Here is a 23,657-nt window from a genome sequence, read left to right on the forward strand (position 1 = left end):
TAAGTTAAACTGTAAATACTTTTAATGTTTTGCTGATTTCTTCTTCAACAATAGCTGCAAATTCCTCTATTGTTACGCTTATATTTCCTTTGCCTTCTTGACCGTGACGGCGGATCGAAATGGTGCCGTTTTTCTCTTCTTCCTCACCTACAATTAACATAAATGGGGTTTTCTGCATTTCGGCATCTCTGATTTTCTTTCCAATAGTCTCGTTTCTATTGTCTAGCAGGGCGCGAATTTCGTGATTTTCTAGCAGATTTAAAACTTTTTTTGCATAATTTTCATATTTCTCACTCAAACACAAGATTATAGCCTGTTCCGGCATTAACCAAAGAGGGAAATTTCCTGCTGTGTGTTCTAGTAGAATAGCAATGAATCTCTCCATAGAACCAAAGGGGGCTCTGTGAATCATTACAGGTCTATGTAATTCGTTATCAGAACCTTTGTAAGTCAATTCGAAACGCTCTGGTAAGTTATAATCAACTTGAATTGTTCCTAATTGCCATTGTCTACCCAAAGCATCTTTGACCATGAAATCCAATTTTGGACCATAAAAAGCAGCTTCACCATATTCAACAACAGTATTTAGTCCTTTGTCTTTGGCGGCATTGATAATGGCATTTTCTGCTTTTTCCCAGTTTTCGTCACTACCAATGTATTTTTCTCTATTTTCTTTATCGCGCAAAGACACTTGAGCAGTAAAGTTTTCGAATCCTAATGAGCCAAAAACGTAGAGAACTAAGTCAATTACTTTCTTGAACTCTTCGTCCAGTTGTTCTGGAGTACAAAAGATATGAGCATCGTCCTGAGTAAACCCTCGAACACGAGTCAATCCATGCAATTCTCCACTTTGCTCGTAACGGTAAACTGTTCCAAATTCTGCATAGCGTTTTGGTAAATCTTTGTAAGACCACGGGCGTACATTGTAAATCTCACAGTGATGAGGGCAGTTCATTGGTTTTAGTAAGAACTCTTCTCCTTCTGCTGGGGTGTTGATAGGTTGAAAACTATCGGCACCATATTTAGCATAGTGTCCAGAAGTCACATACAATTCTTTTTGTCCAATATGTGGAGTTACTACTTGCTCGTAACCTGCTTTTTTCTGTGCTTTTTTCAAAAATTGTTCCAAACGATCTCTTAGTGCAGCTCCTTTTGGTAGCCACAACGGTAAACCTTGTCCTACTTTCTGTGAAAAAGCGAACAACTCTAGTTCTTTGCCTAGTTTTCTGTGGTCACGACGTTTTGCTTCTTCAAGAAGTTCTAGGTATTCAGTTAACTCTTTTTGTTTTGGGAATGAAGTACCGTAAACACGTGTCAATTGCTTGTTTTTTTCATCACCTCTCCAGTAAGCACCGGCGACACTCATGATTTTTACCGCTTTAATAATGCCGGTATTTGGAATGTGACCTCCTCTACATAAATCTGTAAAAGTGGCATGATCACAAAAAGTAATGGTGCCGTCTTCTAGGTTGCTAATCAATTCTGTCTTGTATACATTGTTTTTGTATACTTCCAATGCTTCCGCTTTGGTCACGGCGCGCATTTTAAATTCATGTTTTTCTTTCGAAATTGCTAACATGCGGCTTTCGATAGCTTTGAAGTCGGCTTCAGTAATTTTGCTGTCGCCAAAATCCACATCATAGTAAAAACCATTAGCAATTGCAGGTCCAAGAGTCAGTTGAATGCCAGGAAACATTTCTTCTAGTACTTGCGCCATTACGTGCGAAGTCGAGTGCCAAAATGCTTTTTTACCCTCAGCATCATCCCAAGTATATAAAATAAGACTCCCGTCAGTGGTCAGTGGCGTGCTCGTTTCAATAGTGGTGCCTTCAAAAGATGCCGAAATGACATTTCTTGCAAATCCCTCACTAATGTTTTTGGCAACCTCCATTGGAGTAGTGCCTGGCGCAAACGCTCTAATCGACCCATCGGGTAAAGTAATATTAATCATTGTTCTTTGTATTTTAGGAATGCAAATATAAACGTTTACCAAAACACATACAATATAAAGGACTTGTTTCTTTTTCAGGAGCTATTTCCGGCTGTCCGCTATATCTCTTAGGGCGAACCCCGCCCCAAGAGGATGCCGCTCCCATCCGGGCTAGGGCATTTGTACTCACAAGAGGTTTCTGTCTTTGTTTTCACATATAATCTATACTTTATGCTTTGTTCTGAAATTTCACAATGAAGTTTAAGTTGCTATTTTGTCATTCCGACAAAGGAGGAATCACATAGTGCAATTAAGTAGTGTGGTTTTTAGATTGTATTTCTGTTTATTCCTAATGTATCTTGCGGTGTCTAGTAACTCTCGAGGCTGTCCATCAGGATAAGCTGGTGTGTTTGTTGTAGAAAGGTGTTCTGTATTTCTTTGTTATATTTAATGTATTGTTCTTTATTGCAACATATATAATGTATGGATAGTGTATGAAGACACTATATATAGTATGTATACAATAATGGAGTAATTAGTTTTACTATATATAAGGATTAATTAACTCCTGAATGTTTTCAATACGTCCTGTAAACAGAGTAAGAACAGGGTATAATATGCGCAAAATGGGGCTTTAAGAGTAGAGTGTCTGTAGTGAACCATTTTTTTGGGACGCTAATGTTTGTGTTAACTAATGATTATCAGTGATTTATTGGGTTAATAGAAAATAAATCAAAAAAAGTTTCAAAAAGGGCTTGTTTAAACGAAAAAAGGGTCTACTTTTGCACCCGCAACAACGGCAACGTTCTTTTAAAAACTGGCAAGCGATTGATACAAAAGAAAAGAGATTTTCAAAAATAAAAATCAAAAAAAGCTTGTGAGAAATAAAAGAGTTATTTACCTTTGCACCCCGCAAAACACGGGAAGTTCCTTGAGAGATTGATAAGAGAGAGTGATTTAAGAGAGATAAAAATCTCAAAAAAAACTTCATTTTTTTCTTGCCAGTTAAAAAAAGAATTTCTACTTTTGCACCCGCTAATCGCGACAACGAAAAGCGCAGAAAACAAGAAGAATACGTTCCTAGACATATTGAATTGACAGCCGTCTTATTGAAAGATAAGACAAAGAAAAAAAGAGTAAGATAATCGAGAGATTAGAATAAACACCGATAGAATTGGATTCGCATAAAAATAGCTTAATTTATTAAGCGCACAATATACGATGAAGAGTTTGATCCTGGCTCAGGATGAACGCTAGCGGCAGGCTTAACACATGCAAGTCGAGGGGTATAGTTCTTCGGAACTAGAGACCGGCGCACGGGTGCGTAACGCGTATGCAATCTACCTTTTGCAGAGGGATAGCCCAGAGAAATTTGGATTAATACCTCATAGTATGTGAGAATGGCATCATTTTCACATTAAAGTCACAACGGCAAAAGATGAGCATGCGTCCCATTAGCTAGTTGGTAAGGTAACGGCTTACCAAGGCAACGATGGGTAGGGGTCCTGAGAGGGAGATCCCCCACACTGGTACTGAGACACGGACCAGACTCCTACGGGAGGCAGCAGTGAGGAATATTGGACAATGGGCGCAAGCCTGATCCAGCCATGCCGCGTGCAGGATGACGGTCCTATGGATTGTAAACTGCTTTTGTACAGGAAGAAACACTCCCTCGTGAGGGAGCTTGACGGTACTGTAAGAATAAGGATCGGCTAACTCCGTGCCAGCAGCCGCGGTAATACGGAGGATCCAAGCGTTATCCGGAATCATTGGGTTTAAAGGGTCCGTAGGCGGTTTAGTAAGTCAGTGGTGAAAGCCCATCGCTCAACGGTGGAACGGCCATTGATACTGCTAGACTTGAATTATTAGGAAGTAACTAGAATATGTAGTGTAGCGGTGAAATGCTTAGAGATTACATGGAATACCAATTGCGAAGGCAGGTTACTACTAATGGATTGACGCTGATGGACGAAAGCGTGGGTAGCGAACAGGATTAGATACCCTGGTAGTCCACGCCGTAAACGATGGATACTAGCTGTTGGGCGCAAGTTCAGTGGCTAAGCGAAAGTGATAAGTATCCCACCTGGGGAGTACGTTCGCAAGAATGAAACTCAAAGGAATTGACGGGGGCCCGCACAAGCGGTGGAGCATGTGGTTTAATTCGATGATACGCGAGGAACCTTACCAAGGCTTAAATGTAGATTGACCGGTTTGGAAACAGACTTTTCGCAAGACAATTTACAAGGTGCTGCATGGTTGTCGTCAGCTCGTGCCGTGAGGTGTCAGGTTAAGTCCTATAACGAGCGCAACCCCTGTTGTTAGTTGCCAGCGAGTCATGTCGGGAACTCTAACGAGACTGCCAGTGCAAACTGTGAGGAAGGTGGGGATGACGTCAAATCATCACGGCCCTTACGCCTTGGGCTACACACGTGCTACAATGGCCGGTACAGAGAGCAGCCACTGGGTGACCAGGAGCGAATCTACAAAGCCGGTCACAGTTCGGATCGGAGTCTGCAACTCGACTCCGTGAAGCTGGAATCGCTAGTAATCGGATATCAGCCATGATCCGGTGAATACGTTCCCGGGCCTTGTACACACCGCCCGTCAAGCCATGGAAGCTGGGGGTGCCTGAAGTCGGTGACCGCAAGGAGCTGCCTAGGGTAAAACTGGTAACTAGGGCTAAGTCGTAACAAGGTAGCCGTACCGGAAGGTGCGGCTGGAACACCTCCTTTCTAGAGCCTTAGTGTTAGCGTAAAGCACGCTAAGGAAAAAGAAGAAGATTTTAAAGGTGCTATGACACCGATTATATTACTCTTGCTGTTAATTTAAAGAAATTGAATAAAGAATTAAGTAAAAAACAGAGTCTCGTAGCTCAGCTGGTTAGAGTACTACACTGATAATGTAGGGGTCGGCAGTTCGAGTCTGCCCGGGACTACTATTTACACTTAATTAGGAAATTCTAGAGGTTGAAATCCTTTTTTTTTGGAATTTGGAATTTAAAAATTTGGAATTTTACAAAAAATGGGGGATTAGCTCAGCTGGCTAGAGCGCCTGCCTTGCACGCAGGAGGTCAACGGTTCGACTCCGTTATTCTCCACAAGATAGTATCAAGATGATAGTATCAAGAATTAAGACAATAAGGTCTTAGTACTTAATACAGAATACTTAATACTTATTTAAAGTTCATTGACATATTGAGATAAGAAATAATAAAAAGTAGAAAGCAGTTTTCTCTGATTTATTAGAGAAGCGAAAAAAAACGGTCATAATTAATTTTATGATTGGTACAATAAGCAAAATAAGGGCGTATGGGGGATGCCTAGGCTCTCAGAGGCGAAGAAAGGCGTGATAAGCTGCGAAAAGCTACGGGGATTGGCACACACGAATTGATCCGTAGATACCTGAATGGGGCAACCCACTATGTTGAAGACATAGTACACCGATAGGTGGGCAAACCCGCTGAACTGAAACATCTAAGTAGGCGGAGGAGAAGAAAACAAAAGTGATTCCGTAAGTAGTGGCGAGCGAACGCGGATTAGCCCAAACCAATGTTGTTACGGCAATGTTGGGGTTGTAGGACCACGAGATTTCTTGCATAAAGAATTAGAATCTACTGGAAAGTAGAGCCAAAGAAGGTGATAGCCCTGTATAAGTAATGAATGTAAAGGATAGTGGTATCCTGAGTAGGGCGGGGCACGTGAAACCCTGTCTGAATTTGGCGGGACCATCCGCTAAGGCTAAATACTCCTGAGAGACCGATAGTGAACCAGTACCGTGAGGGAAAGGTGAAAAGAACCGTGAATAACGGAGTGAAATAGATCCTGAAACCATACGCTTACAAGCGGTCGGAGCCCTTTCGTGGGGTGACGGCGTGCCTTTTGCATAATGAGCCTACGAGTTAACGTTGCTGGCAAGGATAAGTGGTTAAGCCACGGATCCGTAGCGAAAGCGAGTCTGAATAGGGCGCTTTAGTCAGTAGTGTTAGACGCGAAACCGTGTGATCTACCCATGGGCAGGATGAAGCGCTGGTAACACAGTGTGGAGGTCCGAACCGGTTGACGTTGAAAAGTCTTCGGATGACCTGTGGGTAGGGGTGAAAGGCCAATCAAACTCGGAAATAGCTCGTACTCCCGAAATGCATTTAGGTGCAGCGTTATTTTAGTTATATAGAGGTAGAGCTACTGATTGGATGCGGGGGCTTCACCGCCTACCAATTCCTGACAAACTCCGAATGCTATATAATGATTGATAACAGTGAGGGCTTGGGTGCTAAGGTCCAAGTCCGAGAGGGAAAGAACCCAGACCATCAGCTAAGGTCCCCAAATATATGTTAAGTTGAAAGAACGAGGTTTGTCTGCCCAGACAGCTAGGATGTTGGCTTGGAAGCAGCCATTCATTTAAAGAGTGCGTAACAGCTCACTAGTCGAGCGGACGAGCATGGATAATAATCGGGCATAAACATATTACCGAAGCTATGGATTTACAAGCAATTGTAAGTGGTAGGGGAGCATTCTAACAGGGTTGAAGGTGTGTCGTAAGGCATGCTGGACTGGTTAGAAAAGAAAATGTAGGCATAAGTAACGATAATGCGGGCGAGAAACCCGCACACCGAAAGACTAAGGTTTCCACAGCTATGCTAATCAGCTGTGGGTTAGTCGGGACCTAAGGCGAACCCGAAAGGGACAGTCGATGGCCAACGGGTTAATATTCCCGTACTACTGATTACTGTGATGGGGTGACGGAGTGATGAAAGCGCCGCGAACTGACGGAATAGTTCGTTGAAGTACCTACCTATAAGCTGCGCAGGCAAATCCACGCGGCTTGGGGAAATACGATAGTACTCGGAGACTTCGGTCAAAGAGATAGTGCGCCTAAGGGCTTCCAAGAAAAACCTCTAAACTTCAGGTAATTAGTACCCGTACCGTAAACCGACACAGGTAGTCGAGGAGAGAATCCTAAGGTGCTCGAGAGATTCATGGCTAAGGAATTAGGCAAAATAGACCCGTAACTTCGGGAGAAGGGTCGCCCCGAGTAATCGGGGCCGCAGTGAAGAGGTCCAGGCGACTGTTTATCAAAAACACAGGGCTCTGCAAAATCGTAAGATGAAGTATAGGGCCTGACACCTGCCCGGTGCTGGAAGGTTAAGAGGAGATGTTATCTTCGGAGAAGCATTGAATTGAAGCCCCAGTAAACGGCGGCCGTAACTATAACGGTCCTAAGGTAGCGAAATTCCTTGTCGGGTAAGTTCCGACCTGCACGAATGGTGTAACGATCTGGACACTGTCTCAGCCATGAGCTCGGTGAAATTGTAGTAACGGTGAAGATGCCGTTTACCCGCAGTGGGACGAAAAGACCCTGTGCACCTTTACTATAGCTTAGTATTGACCTTGGATAAATGATGTGTAGGATAGGTTGGAGACTGTGAAGTGGCGTCGCTAGGCGTTGTGGAGTCATTGTTGAAATACAACCCTTTGTTTATCTGAGGCCTAACTCTCGATAGAGAGGACATTGCTTGGTGGGTAGTTTGACTGGGGTGGTCGCCTCCAAAAGAGTAACGGAGGCTTCTAAAGGTTCCCTCAGTACGCTTGGTAACCGTGCGAAGAGTGCAATGGCATAAGGGAGCTTGACTGAGAGACATACAGGTCGATCAGGTACGAAAGTAGAGCATAGTGATCCGGTGGTTCCGCATGGAAGGGCCATCGCTCAAAGGATAAAAGGTACGCCGGGGATAACAGGCTGATCTCCCCCAAGAGCTCATATCGACGGGGGGGTTTGGCACCTCGATGTCGGCTCGTCACATCCTGGGGCTGGAGAAGGTCCCAAGGGTTGGGCTGTTCGCCCATTAAAGTGGCACGCGAGCTGGGTTCAGAACGTCGTGAGACAGTTCGGTCTCTATCTACTGTGGGCGTTAGAAATTTGAGTGGATCTGATTCTAGTACGAGAGGACCGAATTGGACAAACCTCTAGTGTATCTGTTGTCCCGCCAGGGGCACCGCAGAGTAGCTACGTTTGGAAGGGATAAGCGCTGAAAGCATATAAGCGCGAAACCCACCACAAGATGAGATTTCTTTTAAGGGTCGTGGGAGATGACCACGTTGATAGGCTATAGATGTAAAGGCAGTAATGTCATAGTCGAGTAGTACTAATAACCCGTAAGCTTATGTACACCTTTTTCCCGAGAGCGAAAGCTCTCGGGAGAGAACTTTCTCCTTTCGACTTCGCTCAAGGCAAGTTGAAACTTTTTATATTCTTTATCTCAGTATGTTAAGATATTATGTAATGTTAATCAGTACAAACTGGTTACCCATTGCAAAACGACCTTAAGGTGGTTATTGCGGCGGGGCTCACCTCTTCCCATTCCGAACAGAGAAGTTAAGCCCGCCTGCGCAGATGGTACTGCAATTTGTGGGAGAGTATGTCGCCGCCTTTCTTTAGAAAACCCTTCATCAAAAGTGAAGGGTTTTTTTATAACTACTCCTAAAAGTAGGGTACCTTAGCTCAGATGGTAGAGCAATGGACTGAAAATCCATGTGTCCCTGGTTCGATCCCTGGAGGTACCACTAGTTGCTCGGATGGTGAAATTGGTAGACACGCTGGACTTAAAATCCAGTGAACAGCAATGTTCGTGCGGGTTCAAGTCCCGCTCTGAGTACAAAAACAAAAAAAACTCCATTAGAGAATATCTAATGGAGTTTTTTGGTTGTAACAATGCCTATAAATAGGCCCATTGTAGCTCCTTAACCCCGATAGCAGCGGTATCCTTGCTTGGGCGAATAAAGCCCAAGCAAGATTTAGAGGATAGCGGGAACCCTATTCACTGAAAATGCCTTTTGTGGGGGTTACTTATTACTTTTATGTATTTTGTATTCAATATTTTTGTTTACCTAATATTTTATTAACTATATTCATTTATTTTTGCTAAAAAAATAATTATGAGAAAGTTTTTTACATTTTTTTGTTTGTCCTTGTTCTTACAAAGTTATGGACAGCAAAGGCCTAAATTAGTGATTGGAGTAGTTGTGGATCAAATGAAAGCGGAATATTTGGATCGGTTTTATGATGATTATTCGCAAGAAGGCTTTAAACGTTTGATGAATGAGGGGTATTCATTTCATAATATGAATTATAATTATGTGCCCACCTATACAGCACCTGGTCATGCTTCGATTTATACTGGGGCTACACCTGCTACACATGGTATTATTGGTAATGATTGGTATATTCGAGAAACTGGAAAAAATAAATATTGTACGGACGATGCTTCTGTAAAAACATTAGTTATTGGGGCAGAAAAAGAAGGTATGATGTCTCCTAAAAACTTGTTAGCAACTACTGTAACTGACGAATTACGAATGGCTACTAATTTTAGAGGTAAAGTTATTGGTTTGAGTATTAAAGATAGAGGTGCTATTTTGCCTGCTGGGCATTTTGCAAATTGGGCTTTTTGGTATAGTAAGTCTGGCGATTTTATTTCAAGTTCTTTTTATGGAGAGAAAATGCCTGACTGGGTAACTAAATTTAATAGTGAGAAACATTATATGCCGTATATTGAGAAGGGGTGGAGTTTGTTAAAACCAATTGATAATTATAATGAAAGTCTTTCTGATGATAATCCTTATGAAGGCAGAATTGATAAAACAAAGCCTCCAGTTTTTCCTTATGATTTAAATAAATTGTATAAGGAATCTGGTGCGGATATTCTTAGAACGACTCCATTTGGTAATGATTTGTTAGCAGATCTTGCTTTGAAAACCATAGAAAATGAAGGTTTGGGGAAAGATAATATTACTGATTTTTTAACGGTAAGTTTTTCTTCTACAGATTATATTGGGCATACTTTTGGTCCAAGATCCATTGAAATTCAAGATACGTATTTACGTTTGGATTTGACCTTAGCAAGAATGTTAACATATCTTGATAAAAATATAGGTAAAGATAATTATTTACTTTTTTTAACTGCTGATCATGCTGCAGCTGAGAATCCAATCTTTTTGAGGGATAATAAGTATGATGTGACCAATGTTCCTTCAAAAGAAACGTTGAGAGCATTGGAAAAATTTTCTATAGATACTTATGGTGCAAATTTAATATTGAATTATTCTAATTTTAATATCTATTTGAATCGTGATATGTTGAAAGCAAAAGGATTAGAGCTTACTAGTGTTAAAAATACATTTAAGTCTTTTGTTTTAGGTTTTTCTTCGATTAAACGAGTTTATACCGACGATGAAGTTCTAGCATCTTCAGGAGGAGATTATTATTTAGATTTTATTTTTAGAGGTTTCGATCCAAAACAGAATGGAGATTTAGTGCTTGTTCACAAAACGGGTTACATGGAGTATAATGAAACAGGTACTACTCACGGCACGCCTAACAGTTACGATACAAACGTTCCTTTGTTGTTTTATGGTTGGCATATAGCCAAAGGGGAGTCTTATAAAAAAGAAAATATCACCTCTATAGCTCCTACTTTGTCTAAATTACTCAAAATAACTTTCCCTAATGGTACCGAAGGACAGGTATTAGAAGAAGTACTAAAGACTAGATAAAGTCATTTTAAGAAAAAAAACTCCTGAACTTTTTTTAGTTCAGGAGTTTTTTTTAAAAATTATTTTCAACTTCTGCAGCCTGTAGCATTAGATAGTGGAGATCTGTATTCTTTATAAAGGGTGATAGAAGTTCGCTTCCTGGGCCATACATGGCTAGCTCAGTATAATCTGCGGAATGATCTGTACTAATCCATCCTACAGAATTTCTTTTCTTTTGAATTTCTCCCAACGCTTTTAGCGGTAAATGCCTTGCATTATATAAACCTTCTTCAGTTTTTATGTTAGTGTAGTAGCTTAAGATTTCTTTGGCTTCGTCTTCATTTAAAACAAATTTATTAGCGTATTCAATTCTGTCGATTACTTGTTTTACACTAGTTTCTTTGCCAATACCATTTAAAATCCAGTCATTGGTTTGTGTATAATTTTGAATGGTGTCAAATTGAGCATTAGCTTCTTTTCCATAAACAATACCAGGGTTGGCATTTCCGTGATCTGTTGTAATAATTACTAACGTGTTTTTGTCTTTTTCAGCAAAATCCATAGCTACTTTTATAGCTTCATCGTGAGCAACTTGATCATAAATCAAGCCAGTAACATCGTTTCCGTGTGCAGCCCAATCTACTTTTCCAGCTTCAACTTGAAGTACAAATCCTTTTGGGTGATTTTTCATTCTGTCAATTGCTTTTTGTGTCATTTCTGCCAAAGTAGGAATGTTTTTCACAAGCTCTTTGCTACTTTCTCTATCTTTTGAATAAGGAAGTCCTTCTTTGTCAAATACACCTAAAATAGGTTGGTTAAGAGTGCATTTTTCTAATTCTGATTTATTAGTAACGACGGTAAATCCTTTTGCTTTAAATTCTTTATAAAGGTCTATTTTGTCTTTGCGAATTTCTGCAGAAAAGTAGTTGTCTCCTCCACCTAACATAACATCGAATTTTAAATCCAAATACAGTTCAGCAATCCCTTCTTGGCTATTTCTGCTTTTGGAGGCAATACAAAATCCTGCTGGTGTGGCGTGAGTAATAGGAACGGTTGTCACACAACCTGCCATTTTTCCTGCTTTTTGAAATTTTTGCCAAATAGGTAAGTATTCCTCCCATTAACTCCAATATTTAACGACCCATTCTTTACTCTGAAACCACTTCCCCATGAAGAGCTTGCAGCGGCAGAATCAGTTACTATTGACGAGGCAGAAGCCATATCCATCATGGCACGGCTCACTTTTTTGTCTTTATACAATTGTAGCCAATTGCTTCCCTTTCCTGTTTTTCTATTTAAGTAGATGTCGGTCATGTTTAGTGTGCCGATACTCATGCCGTCACTAACAATAACAATAATATTTTTTGCTTTCTTGTTTTTATGAAAGTCTTTTAAATCAAGCTCATTGGCAGTACTTTCAAATGGATTGATTAATGTAGTTCCTAATGCGAAAAGCGATCCGTTTTTGAAGAAATTCCGTCTATTCATGTGTCATTTTTTTTAATCAAATCAAATGTAAATAATTTAATTTTTGATTAGGTTAAGTTTTATTTAAAACTCGACCCCTTAAATAAAAAAATCCCATTTTGAAATGGGATTTTAAAATTAGATTGTTGTTTCCGTTGTCAATGGAATTTGATTTTGAAGTAAATCTTCAAATTTTTCATGAGCACGAATCAAGTGTCCTTTTCCATGTAACCACAAAACTTCGGCGGGTTTGTATCGGGAATTATAGTTGGAAGACATCGAGAAGCAATAAGCTCCAGCATTGTGGAAAGAAAGAATATCTCCCTCTTTTATTTCAGCGATTCTTCTATTGTTTGCAAAAGTATCTGTTTCACAAATGTAACCTACAACAGAATAGAAACGTTCTTTTCCTTTTGGATTAGAAATATTTTCGATATGATGTTGAGAACCATAAAGCATTGGTCGAATTAAGTGGTTAAAACCACTGTCAATTCCTGCAAAAACAGTAGAAGTAGTTTGTTTTACCACATTTACTTTGGTTAAGAAAAATCCCGCTTGACTTACTAAAAATTTCCCAGGCTCGAAGATTAAGGTTAAATCCTTGCCGTATTCTTCGCAAAAAGCATTGAATCTTTTGGATAATTTTTTGCCTAATTCCTCAATATCTGTCTCAATATCGTCTTTTTTGTAAGGAACTTTAAAACCACTTCCGAAATCTAAAAATTCAAGGTTTTTAAAATTTCTCGCTGCATCAAAAAGAATTTCAGCAGCATACAAGAACACTTCGATATCCAAAATATCTGATCCTGTATGCATATGTATCCCTACAATATTCATTTTTGTATTTTCTACGATACGAACCAAATGAGGCATTTGATGTATCGAAATTCCAAATTTACTGTCTATATGTCCTACAGAAATGTTAGTATTACCTCCCGCCATGACGTGAGGGTTGATACGAATACAAACCGGAACATTTGGATGTTTGGTACCAAATTGTTCTAATATAGATAAATTGTCAATGTTGATTTGAACACCTAACGCATTTACTTCTTCGATCTCTTCTAAAGACACTCCATTTGGTGTATAAAATATTTTTTCGGGCTCGAATCCAGCGTGCAACCCTAATAAGACTTCTTGGATGGATACAGTGTCCAATCCAGAGCCCATGTCTTTCAATAATTGTAAAATAGCTACGTTTGACAATGCTTTCATGGCATAATTTATGCGAAGTTTATCAACTTTTGAAAAAGCTTTGGTTAAGCGGTTGAACTGAGATTGAATTTTTTCAGCATCATAAACGTATAGCGGAGTGCCAAATTGTTCGGCCAATTGAAGTAAGTCTTTTCCTTGCATTGTCTTTTATTTTTGTGCAAATTTATTACAGTTTATTATGGTAGCCAAATATATAACGAATTATAACATAATATAACAAAATGTTTTAAATTTACGCAAAGTCTGTTTTTATACGATTTTTTATAACAAAAAAAATCCCTTGGCTTTTGGATAATAGTCAAGGGATTTAAAAAAATGGTTCGTTTATAAACTAGGCAAATCGCCATTGCCTTTTGTAGGCAAATTGGTGTATCCCATTAAAAATAAATCAACTTCTCTTGCGGCTTCACGACCTTCTGAGATAGCCCAAACAATCAATGATTGTCCTCTTCTCATATCACCGGCGGTGAAAATATGAGGAACATTAGTTTGGTAGTTATTGGCTTTGAAGTTACTTCTCATATCCAATTCTAGACCAAGTTGTTCTGCTAAAGTTTTTTCGGGTCCAGTAAACCCTAAAGCGAGTAGTGCTAAATCGCATGGCCATATTTTTTCAGAACCTTCTTTTTCGATTAATTCCGGACGCTGTCCAGGAACAATTTTCCAAGCTACTTCTACTGTCTTTAGGGCAGTTAGCTCTCCTTTTTCGTTAGCAATAAATTCTTTAGTATTAATCAACCAGTTTCTATTACAACCTTCTTCGTGTGAAGAAGAAGTTTTTAATTGTAATGGCCAAAACGGCCATGGTGTAGATTCGCTTCGACCTACTGGAGGTTTTGGCATAATCTCAAAGTTAGTTACTGATTTTGCCCCTTGTCTGTTTGATGTTCCAACACAGTCAGATCCTGTATCTCCGCCACCAATAACTATAACATCTTTTCCAGTAGCTTTAATTTGGTCTTGGATTTCTTCGCCGTATAAAACTTTAGTTTGTTGCGTTAGAAAATCCATGGCTTGAACAACTCCTTTACTATCAGCTCCTTTGGTTGGTAATCCTCTTCTTTCTGTGGCTCCTCCACAAAGTACAACAGAATCAAAACTTTTTAATTCTTCTACCGAAAAGTTGACACCCACATTTACATTGGTTTTAAAAACGATACCTTCAGCTTCTAAAACAGCAACACGACGATCTATTATTCCTTTCTCTAATTTGAAATTTGGAATTCCGTAGCGTAACAATCCGCCAATAGCATTATCTCTTTCAAAAACAGTTACAGTGTGTCCTGCACGATTGAGTTGTTGTGCAGCCGCTAAACCAGCTGGTCCAGAACCTATAACAGCAACTTTTTTACCAGTTCTAACTGCTGGCGGTTGTGGTTTAATCCATCCTTCGGCAAAACCTCTTTCAATAATATTTTTCTCGATATTTTCGATGGCAACGGGTTCTTTGATAATACCAAGAACACATGATTTTTCACATGGTGCAGGGCATAATCTTCCTGTAAATTCAGGAAAATTATTCGTTGATTGCAATATTTCTAAGGCACTTTGCCATTCTTCTTGATGTACCATATCATTGAAATCTGGAATTAAATTCCCCAATGGACATGAGCTATGGCAAAACGGGATGCCACAATCCATACATCTTGAACCTTGTTCTTTTATTTTATCTTTTGGTAATGTAATTGTAAATTCATTATAATTTGTAACGCGTTCTTCAACAGCAACGTTACTTTCATCGGCTCTACTATATTCTTTAAATCCTCCTATTTTTCCCATGACTATTGTGCTATTAATTCTTCAACTTCCTTTTCTGCTGCAATACGTTGTAATGCTTTTTTGTAATCTGTAGGCATTACTTTTACAAAATGCTTGACTTGGTTGTCCCAATCTGTTAAAATTCTCTTAGCTAATGGACTACTTGTGTATAAAGAATGATTTTTTATCAAACGTTTCATTTTTGCGATATCTTCTGCTTCTAATGGGTCAAAAGCTACCATTTCCATATTGCAAAGGGTTTGGTCGAATTTCTTATTTGGATCATAAACATAAGCGATACCTCCACTCATACCAGCAGCGAAGTTACGTCCGGTTTTGCCTAGTACCACGACAGTCCCTCCAGTCATGTATTCACAACCGTGGTCTCCAATGCCTTCAACCACTGCAGTTGCTCCGGAGTTTCTTACACAGAAACGTTCTCCAGCCATACCATTAATATATGCTTCACCAGTAATAGCTCCATAAAGTGCTACGTTACCTATGATGATATTTTCTTCAGGTTTAAAAGTTGCTGTTGGTGGCACTTTAATAATTAATTTACCTCCAGAAAGTCCTTTACCTAGATAATCGTTACAGTTTCCGTGGATTTTAAATGATAATCCATTGGTAGCAAAAGCTCCGAAACTTTGTCCAGCAGAACCCGTAAAGTCAACTAAAATAGTATCTTCTGGTAGTCCTTGTGCACCGTATATTTTTGATATTTCGTTACTCAAAATTGCTCCAACTGAACGATCCGTATTTTTGATGTCAAAGGTTACTCTTGTTCTTTCTTTTCTATAAATAGAAGGAATCGCAGCTTTGATAATATCAAAATCTAATACATGCTCTAATTCATGATCTTGAGGCATTGTATTGTGGTTAGGAACTGTTTTTGCTTTTTCTGGTTTGTAAAGAATAGTTGATAAATCCAATCCCATAGCTTTGTAATGTGTAATGGCTTTGTTTACATTCAATTTTTGAGATTGTCCTACCATTTCTTTCAATGTTCTAAAACCTAGCTGAGCCATAATTTGTCTTAATTCCTCTGCAATGAAGTACATAAAATTAATAACATGTTCTGGAGTACCTTTGAAGTTTTTACGTAGTTCAGGATCTTGAGTTGCAATACCTACAGGGCAAGTATTCAAGTGACAAGCACGCATCATAATACAACCTGAAGCTACTAATGGAGCAGTGGCAAAGCCAAACTCTTCAGCTCCAAGTAAAGCGGCAATAGCAACGTCGCGACCAGTTTTTAACTGTCCATCACACTCTAAAACAACACGGCTTCTTAAATCATTTAGGATTAAAGTTTGTTGGGCTTCAGCCAAACCTAATTCCCACGGGATTCCAGTATGAGTTAAGGATGTTAATGGTGCAGCTCCTGTTCCTCCATCATAACCTGATATTAAGATGACATCAGCTTTTGCCTTAGCAACACCCGCAGCTATGGTTCCAACTCCAACTTCTGATACTAATTTTACATTTACTCTAGCTTCACGGTTGGCATTTTTTAAATCGAAAATTAATTGTGATAAATCTTCAATAGAATAAATATCGTGATGTGGAGGTGGAGAAATTAGTCCAACATAAGGTGTGGAATTTCTGGTTGCAGCAATCCAAGGTACTACTTTTTCACCTGGTAATTGCCCACCTTCACCTGGTTTAGCTCCTTGAGCCATTTTTATTTGAATCTCTTTGGCATTGGTCAAATAATTAATCGACACTCCGAAACGACCTGAAGCCACTTGCTTGATAGCACTATTTCTTGAGTCACCATTCAATTCTTTTTGGAAACGTTTAGCGTCTTCTCCACCTTCTCCAGAATTACTTTTACCGCCAATTCTGTTCATAGCAATCGCTAGATTTTCGTGTGCTTCTTGACTTATAGAACCATATGACATGGCGCCTGTTTTGAATTTTTTTACAATTTCAGTCCAAGGCTCTACTTCGTCAATAGAAATAGGATCCAAATTATTGAATTCAAATAATCCACGAATAGTCATCAAATTAGCACTTTGCTCATTGACCATTTTAGAATATTCGGCATAACTTTCTGGGCTATTCAAACGAACGGCTTGTTGTAGTTTTGAAATGGTCGTTGGATTAAACATATGTTTTTCACCATTTCGTCTCCATCTGTAAATACCGCCAATTTCGAGCGGTAGCAAGTTGGCTACTTTTGAATTTGGGAATGCTTTTTGGAAACGCTTTTTCACTTCTTTTTCTACTTCCATTAGTCCGATACCTTCGATACGAGAGGGAGTATAAGGGAAATATTTAGTCGTAAATGATTTGTTTAAACCTAAAATCTCAAAAATTTGTGCCGCTCTATACGAGTGTAGCGTAGAGATTCCGATTTTATTCATAATTTTTAGAATTCCTTTTCCGATAGCTTTGTTGTAATTTTTTATAGCATACTCGGCTGTAATTCCAGTAATATTGCCTTCGTTTACCTGATTTCGGATAATTTCATTTACCATATAAGGATTGATGGCACTTGCACCATACCCAAACAATAAAGCAAAATGATGTGGCTCACGTGGTTCAGCAGACTCGATCACGATACCAAACTTAGAGCGAACTTTAAGTTGGTTTAAAGTGTGATGAATGTAGGAACATGCCAGTAACATTGGGATTGGAGCCATGCTTTGGCTTACGCCACGGTCAGAAAGAATGACAATATTACTGCCTTCTGAAACGGCCTTGAAAGTGGCTTGTACACATTTTTCTAAAGCGCGCTCTAAACCATTGGCACCTTTTTCAATTTTATATAAGGTAGAAATGGTAACCGATTTGAAATCATCATGCTCAATACTTCTAATTTTATCTAAGTCCTCTTTGGAAATAATTGGATTTTGAATTTTTAGCTTTTTACATTGTTTGCCTTCAATTTCAAAAATGTTATAATCTCCTCCGATGGCTAAACTGATATCGGTGATGATCTCTTCACGAATTCCGTCTAAAGGTGGGTTAGTAACTTGAGCAAATAATTGTTTGAAATAGTTATACAAAAGTTGTGGTTGATCTGATAGTACTGCCAACGGAGTATCATTCCCCATAGAGCTGATCGCTTCGTTTCCGAGGCCTGCCATTGGATTAATGATAGTTTTTAGATCTTCAATGGTGTAGCCAAACATGCGTTGTCTGGTTTCAAAATCTAAATGCTCAACAGGAGTTGCATTGTTGGTGTAAGGAATACTGGCTAATTGTATCAAGTTTTCATCCAACCATTTTTGGTAAGGACGTTTAGTAACTATGGAATGTTTTACTTCGTCATCCTCGATTATTCTTCCTTCGTTCATATCGACCAAGAACATTTTTCCTGGTTCTAAACGACCATGTTGAATTACATCTTCAGGTTTGATATCGAGTACGCCAATTTCTGAAGACATGATTACGAAACCACTTTTGGTCAAAGTGTATCTTGAAGGACGCAGTCCATTTCTGTCCAATAAGGCTCCAATAACGTTTCCATCAGTAAATGGTATAGAAGCAGGACCGTCCCAAGGTTCCATAATACAAGAATTGTATTCATAGAATGCTTTTTTCTCAGCACTCATGGTTTGATGTTTTTCCCAAGCTTCTGGAACCACCATCATCATCACTTCTGGAAGGGTACGACCCGTCATTAAAAGCAATTCTACCACCATATCCATAGAAGCAGAATCGGATTTTCCTTCTAAGATAATTGGGAATAATTTTTTTAGATCGTCTCCAAAAATATCACTTTTCATTAGCTCCTCACGGGCTCTCATTCGACTTACGTTTCCTCTCAAGGTGTTGATTTCACCATTGTGACACATATAACGGAAAGGTTGTGCAAGTTCCCAAGACGGGAAAGTATTGGTAGAAAAACGTTGGTGTACTAATGCTAAACGAGTAACTAAGTCGTCGTCTAATAAGTCAGTATAATAACGGCTAATGTCTTCTGGCATTAACAGTCCTTTATATATAATAGTTGTTGTAGAAAAACTTGAGAAGTAAAACATGTGACTCTCAGAAGTTTTTGAACCTCTAACTGCATGTTCTGCTATCTTTCTAGCGGCAAACATTTTGGCATTGAATTGTTGTTCGGTCAAGCACAAGCCATTTTTGCCCACAAAAACTTGTTTTACTGTAGGTTCCTTTTCTGCAGCGATTTGTCCTAGATTCGTTACATCAACAGGAACATCTCTCCATCCAAGGATTTCTAATTTTTGATCTGAAATTGCTTTTTCGAAGGTGGTTTTGCAAAAATCAACTTGATTTGAGCTTTTAGGTAGAAAAACCATTCCTACCGCATACTCTCTAGGTTCAGGGATAGTGAAGTCACATACTTTTTTAAAAAAAGCATGCGGAATATCAAAAAGAATTCCTGCACCATCACCGGTTCTTCCATCTGAGCTTACCGCACCACGATGTTCTAACTTAATTAAAATGTCTAATGCTTTGTGAATAATGTCATTGGATTTGATGCCGTTCAAATTACAAATGAATCCTGCACCACAATTGTCGTGTTCAAATTCGGGCAAATAAAGGCCTTGTTCTTTAACTTTCATGCTTGCTATTTTTTTTTCAAAATTAAGTATTTGTTGAATTAAATATTCTAAAATGCTGGTTTTGTCTTGTTTTTTGTGGTAAAATTAAAAAAATGTAGAATAATTGATAAAAAGGATTTTTTAAGTGCTTTCCATTTGTAAAATGATAATTTTTATTACTCAACAACGTAAAAATAGGTCTTAAAATCTTGTTTTTCCCGCTAAAATGGGGCAAGACAAATAAATATCACAAATTTTAAAGTAAGCTTTATATTTTTTCAAAAACAGCGTAGAAAAGTCTTTCCTTTTTTTGTTTTTTTTAACTTAAAAATAAATATTTTTTTTTAAGTTATATTTTATATTTTTGTCGCACTTTGACTCTAGAACGTTTTCTGAGTTTTGTAAAATCCTATACATTATGAACATACACGAATATCAAGGAAAAGAAATTTTAGCAAGCTACGGCGTACGAATTCAACGCGGAATTGTAGCGAATAGCCCTGTAGAAGCTGTTGCTGCTGCAAAACAATTAACTGCCGAAACAGGTACAAGTTGGTATGTTGTTAAAGCTCAAATTCACGCCGGTGGACGTGGAAAAGGTGGTGGTGTAAAACTTGCCAAAGGCTTAGACAAAGTAGAAGGAATTGCTAGCGAAATCATCGGGATGCAATTGATTACGCCTCAAACTTCTGCCGAAGGTAAAAAAGTACACAAAGTGTTAATTGCTGAAGATGTATATTATCCAGGTGAAAGCGAAACTTCTGAGTTTTATGTTTCTGTTTTATTGAACAGAGCTACTGGCCGTAATATGATTATGTATTCTACAGAAGGTGGAATGGATATCGAAGAAGTTGCTGAGCATACTCCTCATTTAATTTTTACTGAAGAAGTAGATCCAGCTGTTGGTTTGCAAGGTTTTCAAGCAAGAAGAATTGCTTTTAACTTAGGGCTTTCTGGAAATGCTTTCAAAGAAATGGTGAAATTCATCGATTCTTTATATAATGCTTACATTGGTTCAGATGCTTCGATGTTCGAAATTAACCCTGTGTTAAAAACATCTGATAATAAAATTATGGCTGTTGATGCTAAAGTAAATATCGATGATAATGCTTTATACAGACAAGCTAAATATGCTGATATGCGTGACATTCGTGAGGAGAACCCAATCGAAGTTGAAGCAAAAGAAGTAGGTTTAAATTATGTAGACCTTGACGGAACTGTTGGATGTATGGTAAACGGAGCTGGTTTGGCTATGGCAACTATGGATTTGATTAAGTATGCTGGTTTTGAGCCTGCAAACTTCTTAGACGTAGGAGGAACAGCTGATGCAAAACGTGTAGAAACAGCTTTCCGTATTATCTTAAAAGATCCAAACGTAAAAGCAATTTTGATCAATATTTTTGGTGGAATTGTTCGTTGTGACCGTGTAGCTCAAGGTGTTGTAGATGCTTACAAAAATATGGGTGACGCTATAAAAGTGCCAATCATTGTACGTTTACAAGGAACGAATGCTGCTATTGCAAAAGAATTAATTGATAATTCTGGAATGCCAATTCTTTCTGCAGTTGAGTTTCAAGAAGCTGCTGACCAAGTTAAAGCTGCATTGTCTTAATTTACAATCTAGTTATATATTGAAAAGCCTGTTCAGTTATTGGAGGCCACTGAAAAAGTACTTTAAGGAATAAAAGCGATAATTAAAGGAGTAGAAAGCTTAGCTTTCCTGCTCCTTTTTTATTATATTTAGCTGTAATTTTAATATTTTTTAAGTGTTAGTACAGCAACAAACAATACGATTCAGCGAGCATTCTACATTGTATGATTTAATCGTTCCAAAGGAAAATATTTTAAGAAAGATCAATGATTTGATTGATTTTTCCTTTATTTACGACGAGTTATTGAATAAATACTGCGCCGATAATGGGCGTATGGCAGAAAGTCCTGTTCGTATGTTCAAGTATCTGCTTCTTAAAACAATTTATACCGTTTCTGATGTTGATGTAGTAGAGCGTTCGCGTTACGATATGTCCTTTAAATATTTTTTGGACATGAATCCAGAAGACGATGTTATCAATTCTAGTTCGTTGACAAAATTCAGAAGACTGCGTTTAAAAGACACCGATTTATTAAATCTATTGATAAACAAAACGGTAGCCATCGCTATTGAAAAAGGTATCATCCGTTCGAGGTCTATTATCGTTGATGCCACACATACTTTATCAAGATCCAATCCATTTTCAGCTATCGATGTATTGAGAGAACGTTCAAAACTTCTTCGAAAAACAGTATACATCTTTGACGACCAATTCAAAGAACGTATGCCTGAAAAAAATACCGATAATGATTTAGAAAAGGAACTAGCTTATTGCAAAGACTTAGGAAAACGTATCGAAAATGAGCCATCGATAAGTTCAATACCCGCTGTGAAAGAAAAATTAAATCTGCTAAAAGAAACCCTAGAAGATACTCAAGAAAATTTAACGCTATCAAAAGATACCGATGCAAAAATAGGCCATAAATCTGCCGAGAGCTCCTTTTTTGGATACAAGACCCATTTGGCAATGACCCAAGAACGCATCATTACAGCGGCCGTAGTTACATCAGGAGAAAAAGGCGATGGACCGGAATTGCCTAAACTTTTAGAAATTAGTCAAGAAAACGGAATTGATGTTGACACCATTATTGGCGATGCGGCTTATTCTGGAAAAGAAAACCTAAAAATAACAAGTGAACAAAACATTAAAATAGTAGCAAAACTAAATCCATCGATAGCACAAGGATTTAGAAAAGATGAAGATAAATTTGACTACAATAAAGATGCTGATAGGTTTGTTTGCCCAGCAGGACATATGGCAATACGAAAAGCACGAGGGGGAACCAAAGATGTCGGGGCAAATCAAGTAGATACTTATTATTTTGATATCAAAAAATGCAAGTCTTGTCCTTTAAAAGAAGGTTGCTATAAAGATGGAGCCAAAACAAAAACGTATTCGGTATCTATAAAATCAAAATTACATCAAGACCAAATAGATTTTCAAGAAACAGAATATTACAAGGAAAAAGCAAAACATCGATACAAGATAGAGGCTAAAAATAGTGAGTTAAAGAATGTACATGGTTATGACAGAGCACTATCGTACGGTATAGACAATATGCAAATGCAGGGTGCAATGGCTATTTTTACAGTCAATTTAAAAAGAATACTGAAATTAATGTAGCAAATCAAGTCTACTTCCAGATTCATCTAAAATGAACTTAGATAAATCGAAATGTAGCCACAATAAAATCTCAAATAAAATTAATCAAAAAGAGAAAACGCTTATAAAAGGAAGGTAAAATTCCAATTATAAGCGTTTTTTTATTGTCTAAAAACAATGCCTATCAAATTCGACGAGGTTTTTCAGTGGCCTCAGTTAATGGACAGGCTTTTTTATTGGCTTTAATTTGAGCTTTATACTATGAAAATACATTTTCCTTTAGCTTATAAAAGTTGTATCACAGCAAATTCACAAATTTTAAAATAGTGATAATGGAATAATTTGCGAATTTGAGGTAAAAATTTGGAATCCAGTTTGTTGTGGTTTAGTTTTCGATGTTTTGAAGTTCATCCGATTCGTAAATGGTGTAGCCTTTTACGTTGGATTGTGCCAAAAGATATAAGGCTCTGGCAACTGTAGAGCTTTCTATTGGGCGGTATTTTTTTAAGCTCCCTAGGAGTAGGAAAGAAAAACCTTTAGAGAAAAAAGCACCTATTTTTTCTCCTAATCTAAATTCAGAGCGATGACCTAATAATAAGGAAGGTCTAACAATGACAGTGGTTTCAAAATTTGCTTTGGCTAATGCTGCTTCCATTTCTCCTTTTGTTTTTAAATAGAAGTTGTTCGAGTCTTTGTTGGCGCCCAAAGAGGAAACAATCAGAAATTGCTTTATGTTATTCGTCTTTGCAATTTTTGAAAATCCAATAGGATATTCGTAATCTACTTTTCGAAAGGCAGATTGACTGCCCGCTTTTTTGATGGTAGTACCAATGGTGCAAAATACATCATCGCCTTTTACCAAATGTTGATAGGCTTCGGGTGCATCAAAGTTGATGATGTGTTGCTCTAGTTTGGGATGTAATTTTCCGGAATCTCTTTTTACAAAAATTAGTACCTTTTCGTAATGCTCACTTGTTACAAGCAAATCGACAAGTTGGGAACCAATAAGACCGGTGCTTCCAATAACGAGGGCCGTTTTCATTTT

8 protein-coding genes, 4 tRNA genes, 3 rRNA genes and 1 pseudogene are annotated in these 23,657 nt (G+C 38.3%); 10 read left to right on the plus strand and 6 right to left on the minus strand.

Annotation, left to right across the window (positions count from 1 at the left end; all coding sequences use genetic code 11):
- Nucleotides 1-4: 4 nt before the first annotated feature.
- Nucleotides 5-1,951: a threonine--tRNA ligase gene (thrS, locus tag BXU11_RS05685; protein WP_078211305.1), complete on the minus strand. Its 1,947-nt coding sequence runs from the start codon at nucleotides 1,949-1,951 to the stop codon at nucleotides 5-7.
- 1,197 nt (nucleotides 1,952-3,148) lie between these two features.
- Here thrS and BXU11_RS05690 point away from each other — a divergent pair.
- From BXU11_RS05690 to pafA, 8 genes are all read left to right on the plus strand, one after another.
- Nucleotides 3,149-4,662 (plus strand): 16S ribosomal RNA (locus BXU11_RS05690).
- A gap of 129 nt (nucleotides 4,663-4,791) precedes the next feature.
- A tRNA-Ile gene (locus BXU11_RS05695) sits at nucleotides 4,792-4,865 on the plus strand.
- A gap of 88 nt (nucleotides 4,866-4,953) precedes the next feature.
- Nucleotides 4,954-5,027, plus strand: a tRNA-Ala gene (locus tag BXU11_RS05700).
- 190 nt (nucleotides 5,028-5,217) lie between these two features.
- Nucleotides 5,218-8,096 (plus strand): 23S ribosomal RNA (locus BXU11_RS05705).
- Nucleotides 8,097-8,251: 155 nt separating this feature from the next.
- A 5S ribosomal RNA gene (rrf, locus tag BXU11_RS05710) occupies nucleotides 8,252-8,360 on the plus strand.
- Together the 16S, 23S and 5S rRNA genes with 4 tRNA genes alongside form the textbook arrangement of a ribosomal RNA operon.
- 57 nt (nucleotides 8,361-8,417) lie before the next feature.
- A tRNA-Phe gene (locus BXU11_RS05715) sits at nucleotides 8,418-8,490 on the plus strand.
- A 6-nt stretch (nucleotides 8,491-8,496) separates the two neighbouring features.
- Nucleotides 8,497-8,582 (plus strand) — tRNA-Leu (locus BXU11_RS05720).
- A 280-nt stretch (nucleotides 8,583-8,862) separates the two neighbouring features.
- On the plus strand, nucleotides 8,863-10,479 hold the full coding sequence (gene pafA / locus BXU11_RS05725; protein ID WP_078211306.1) for an alkaline phosphatase PafA: 1,617 nt from the start codon (nucleotides 8,863-8,865) through the stop codon (nucleotides 10,477-10,479).
- Between the two features lie 52 nt (nucleotides 10,480-10,531).
- Here the strand turns inward: pafA and BXU11_RS05730 are convergent.
- The 4 genes and pseudogenes from BXU11_RS05730 to gltB form a co-directional block, all read right to left on the minus strand.
- A pseudogene (locus BXU11_RS05730) lies at nucleotides 10,532-11,946 on the minus strand (alkaline phosphatase).
- Between the two features lie 117 nt (nucleotides 11,947-12,063).
- The gene (gene lysA / locus BXU11_RS05735) at nucleotides 12,064-13,281 is read right to left on the minus strand and encodes a diaminopimelate decarboxylase (protein WP_078211307.1); all 1,218 of its coding nucleotides are present in this window, start codon (nucleotides 13,279-13,281) and stop codon (nucleotides 12,064-12,066) included.
- Between the two features lie 183 nt (nucleotides 13,282-13,464).
- Nucleotides 13,465-14,919 (minus strand): glutamate synthase subunit beta, encoded by a 1,455-nt coding sequence (locus BXU11_RS05740; RefSeq protein ID WP_078211308.1) that lies wholly within the window; start codon nucleotides 14,917-14,919, stop codon nucleotides 13,465-13,467.
- Nucleotides 14,920-14,921: 2 nt separating this feature from the next.
- A complete protein-coding gene (gltB, locus tag BXU11_RS05745) occupies nucleotides 14,922-19,439 on the minus strand; it encodes a glutamate synthase large subunit (protein WP_078211309.1) in 4,518 nt (1,505 codons plus the stop codon).
- A gap of 397 nt (nucleotides 19,440-19,836) precedes the next feature.
- On the opposite strand from gltB, the gene sucC reads away from it, so the two are divergent.
- Together sucC and BXU11_RS05755 are read left to right on the plus strand one after the other, a co-directional pair.
- Nucleotides 19,837-21,030, plus strand: coding sequence for an ADP-forming succinate--CoA ligase subunit beta (gene sucC / locus BXU11_RS05750; protein ID WP_024982632.1), 1,194 nt, complete (start codon nucleotides 19,837-19,839; stop codon nucleotides 21,028-21,030).
- A gap of 154 nt (nucleotides 21,031-21,184) precedes the next feature.
- A complete protein-coding gene (locus tag BXU11_RS05755; RefSeq protein WP_024981156.1) occupies nucleotides 21,185-22,633 on the plus strand; it encodes an IS1182 family transposase in 1,449 nt (482 codons plus the stop codon).
- A gap of 364 nt (nucleotides 22,634-22,997) precedes the next feature.
- Here BXU11_RS05755 and BXU11_RS05760 read toward each other — a convergent pair whose 3' ends face one another.
- Nucleotides 22,998-23,654, minus strand: a complete 657-nt coding sequence (locus BXU11_RS05760) for an NAD(P)H-binding protein (RefSeq protein ID WP_078211310.1) — start codon at nucleotides 23,652-23,654, stop codon at nucleotides 22,998-23,000.
- Nucleotides 23,655-23,657 lie beyond the last annotated feature (3 nt).

Source organism: Flavobacterium sp. LM5 (assembly GCF_002017945.1).
GTDB classification, from domain to species: Bacteria; Bacteroidota; Bacteroidia; order Flavobacteriales; family Flavobacteriaceae; genus Flavobacterium; species Flavobacterium succinicans.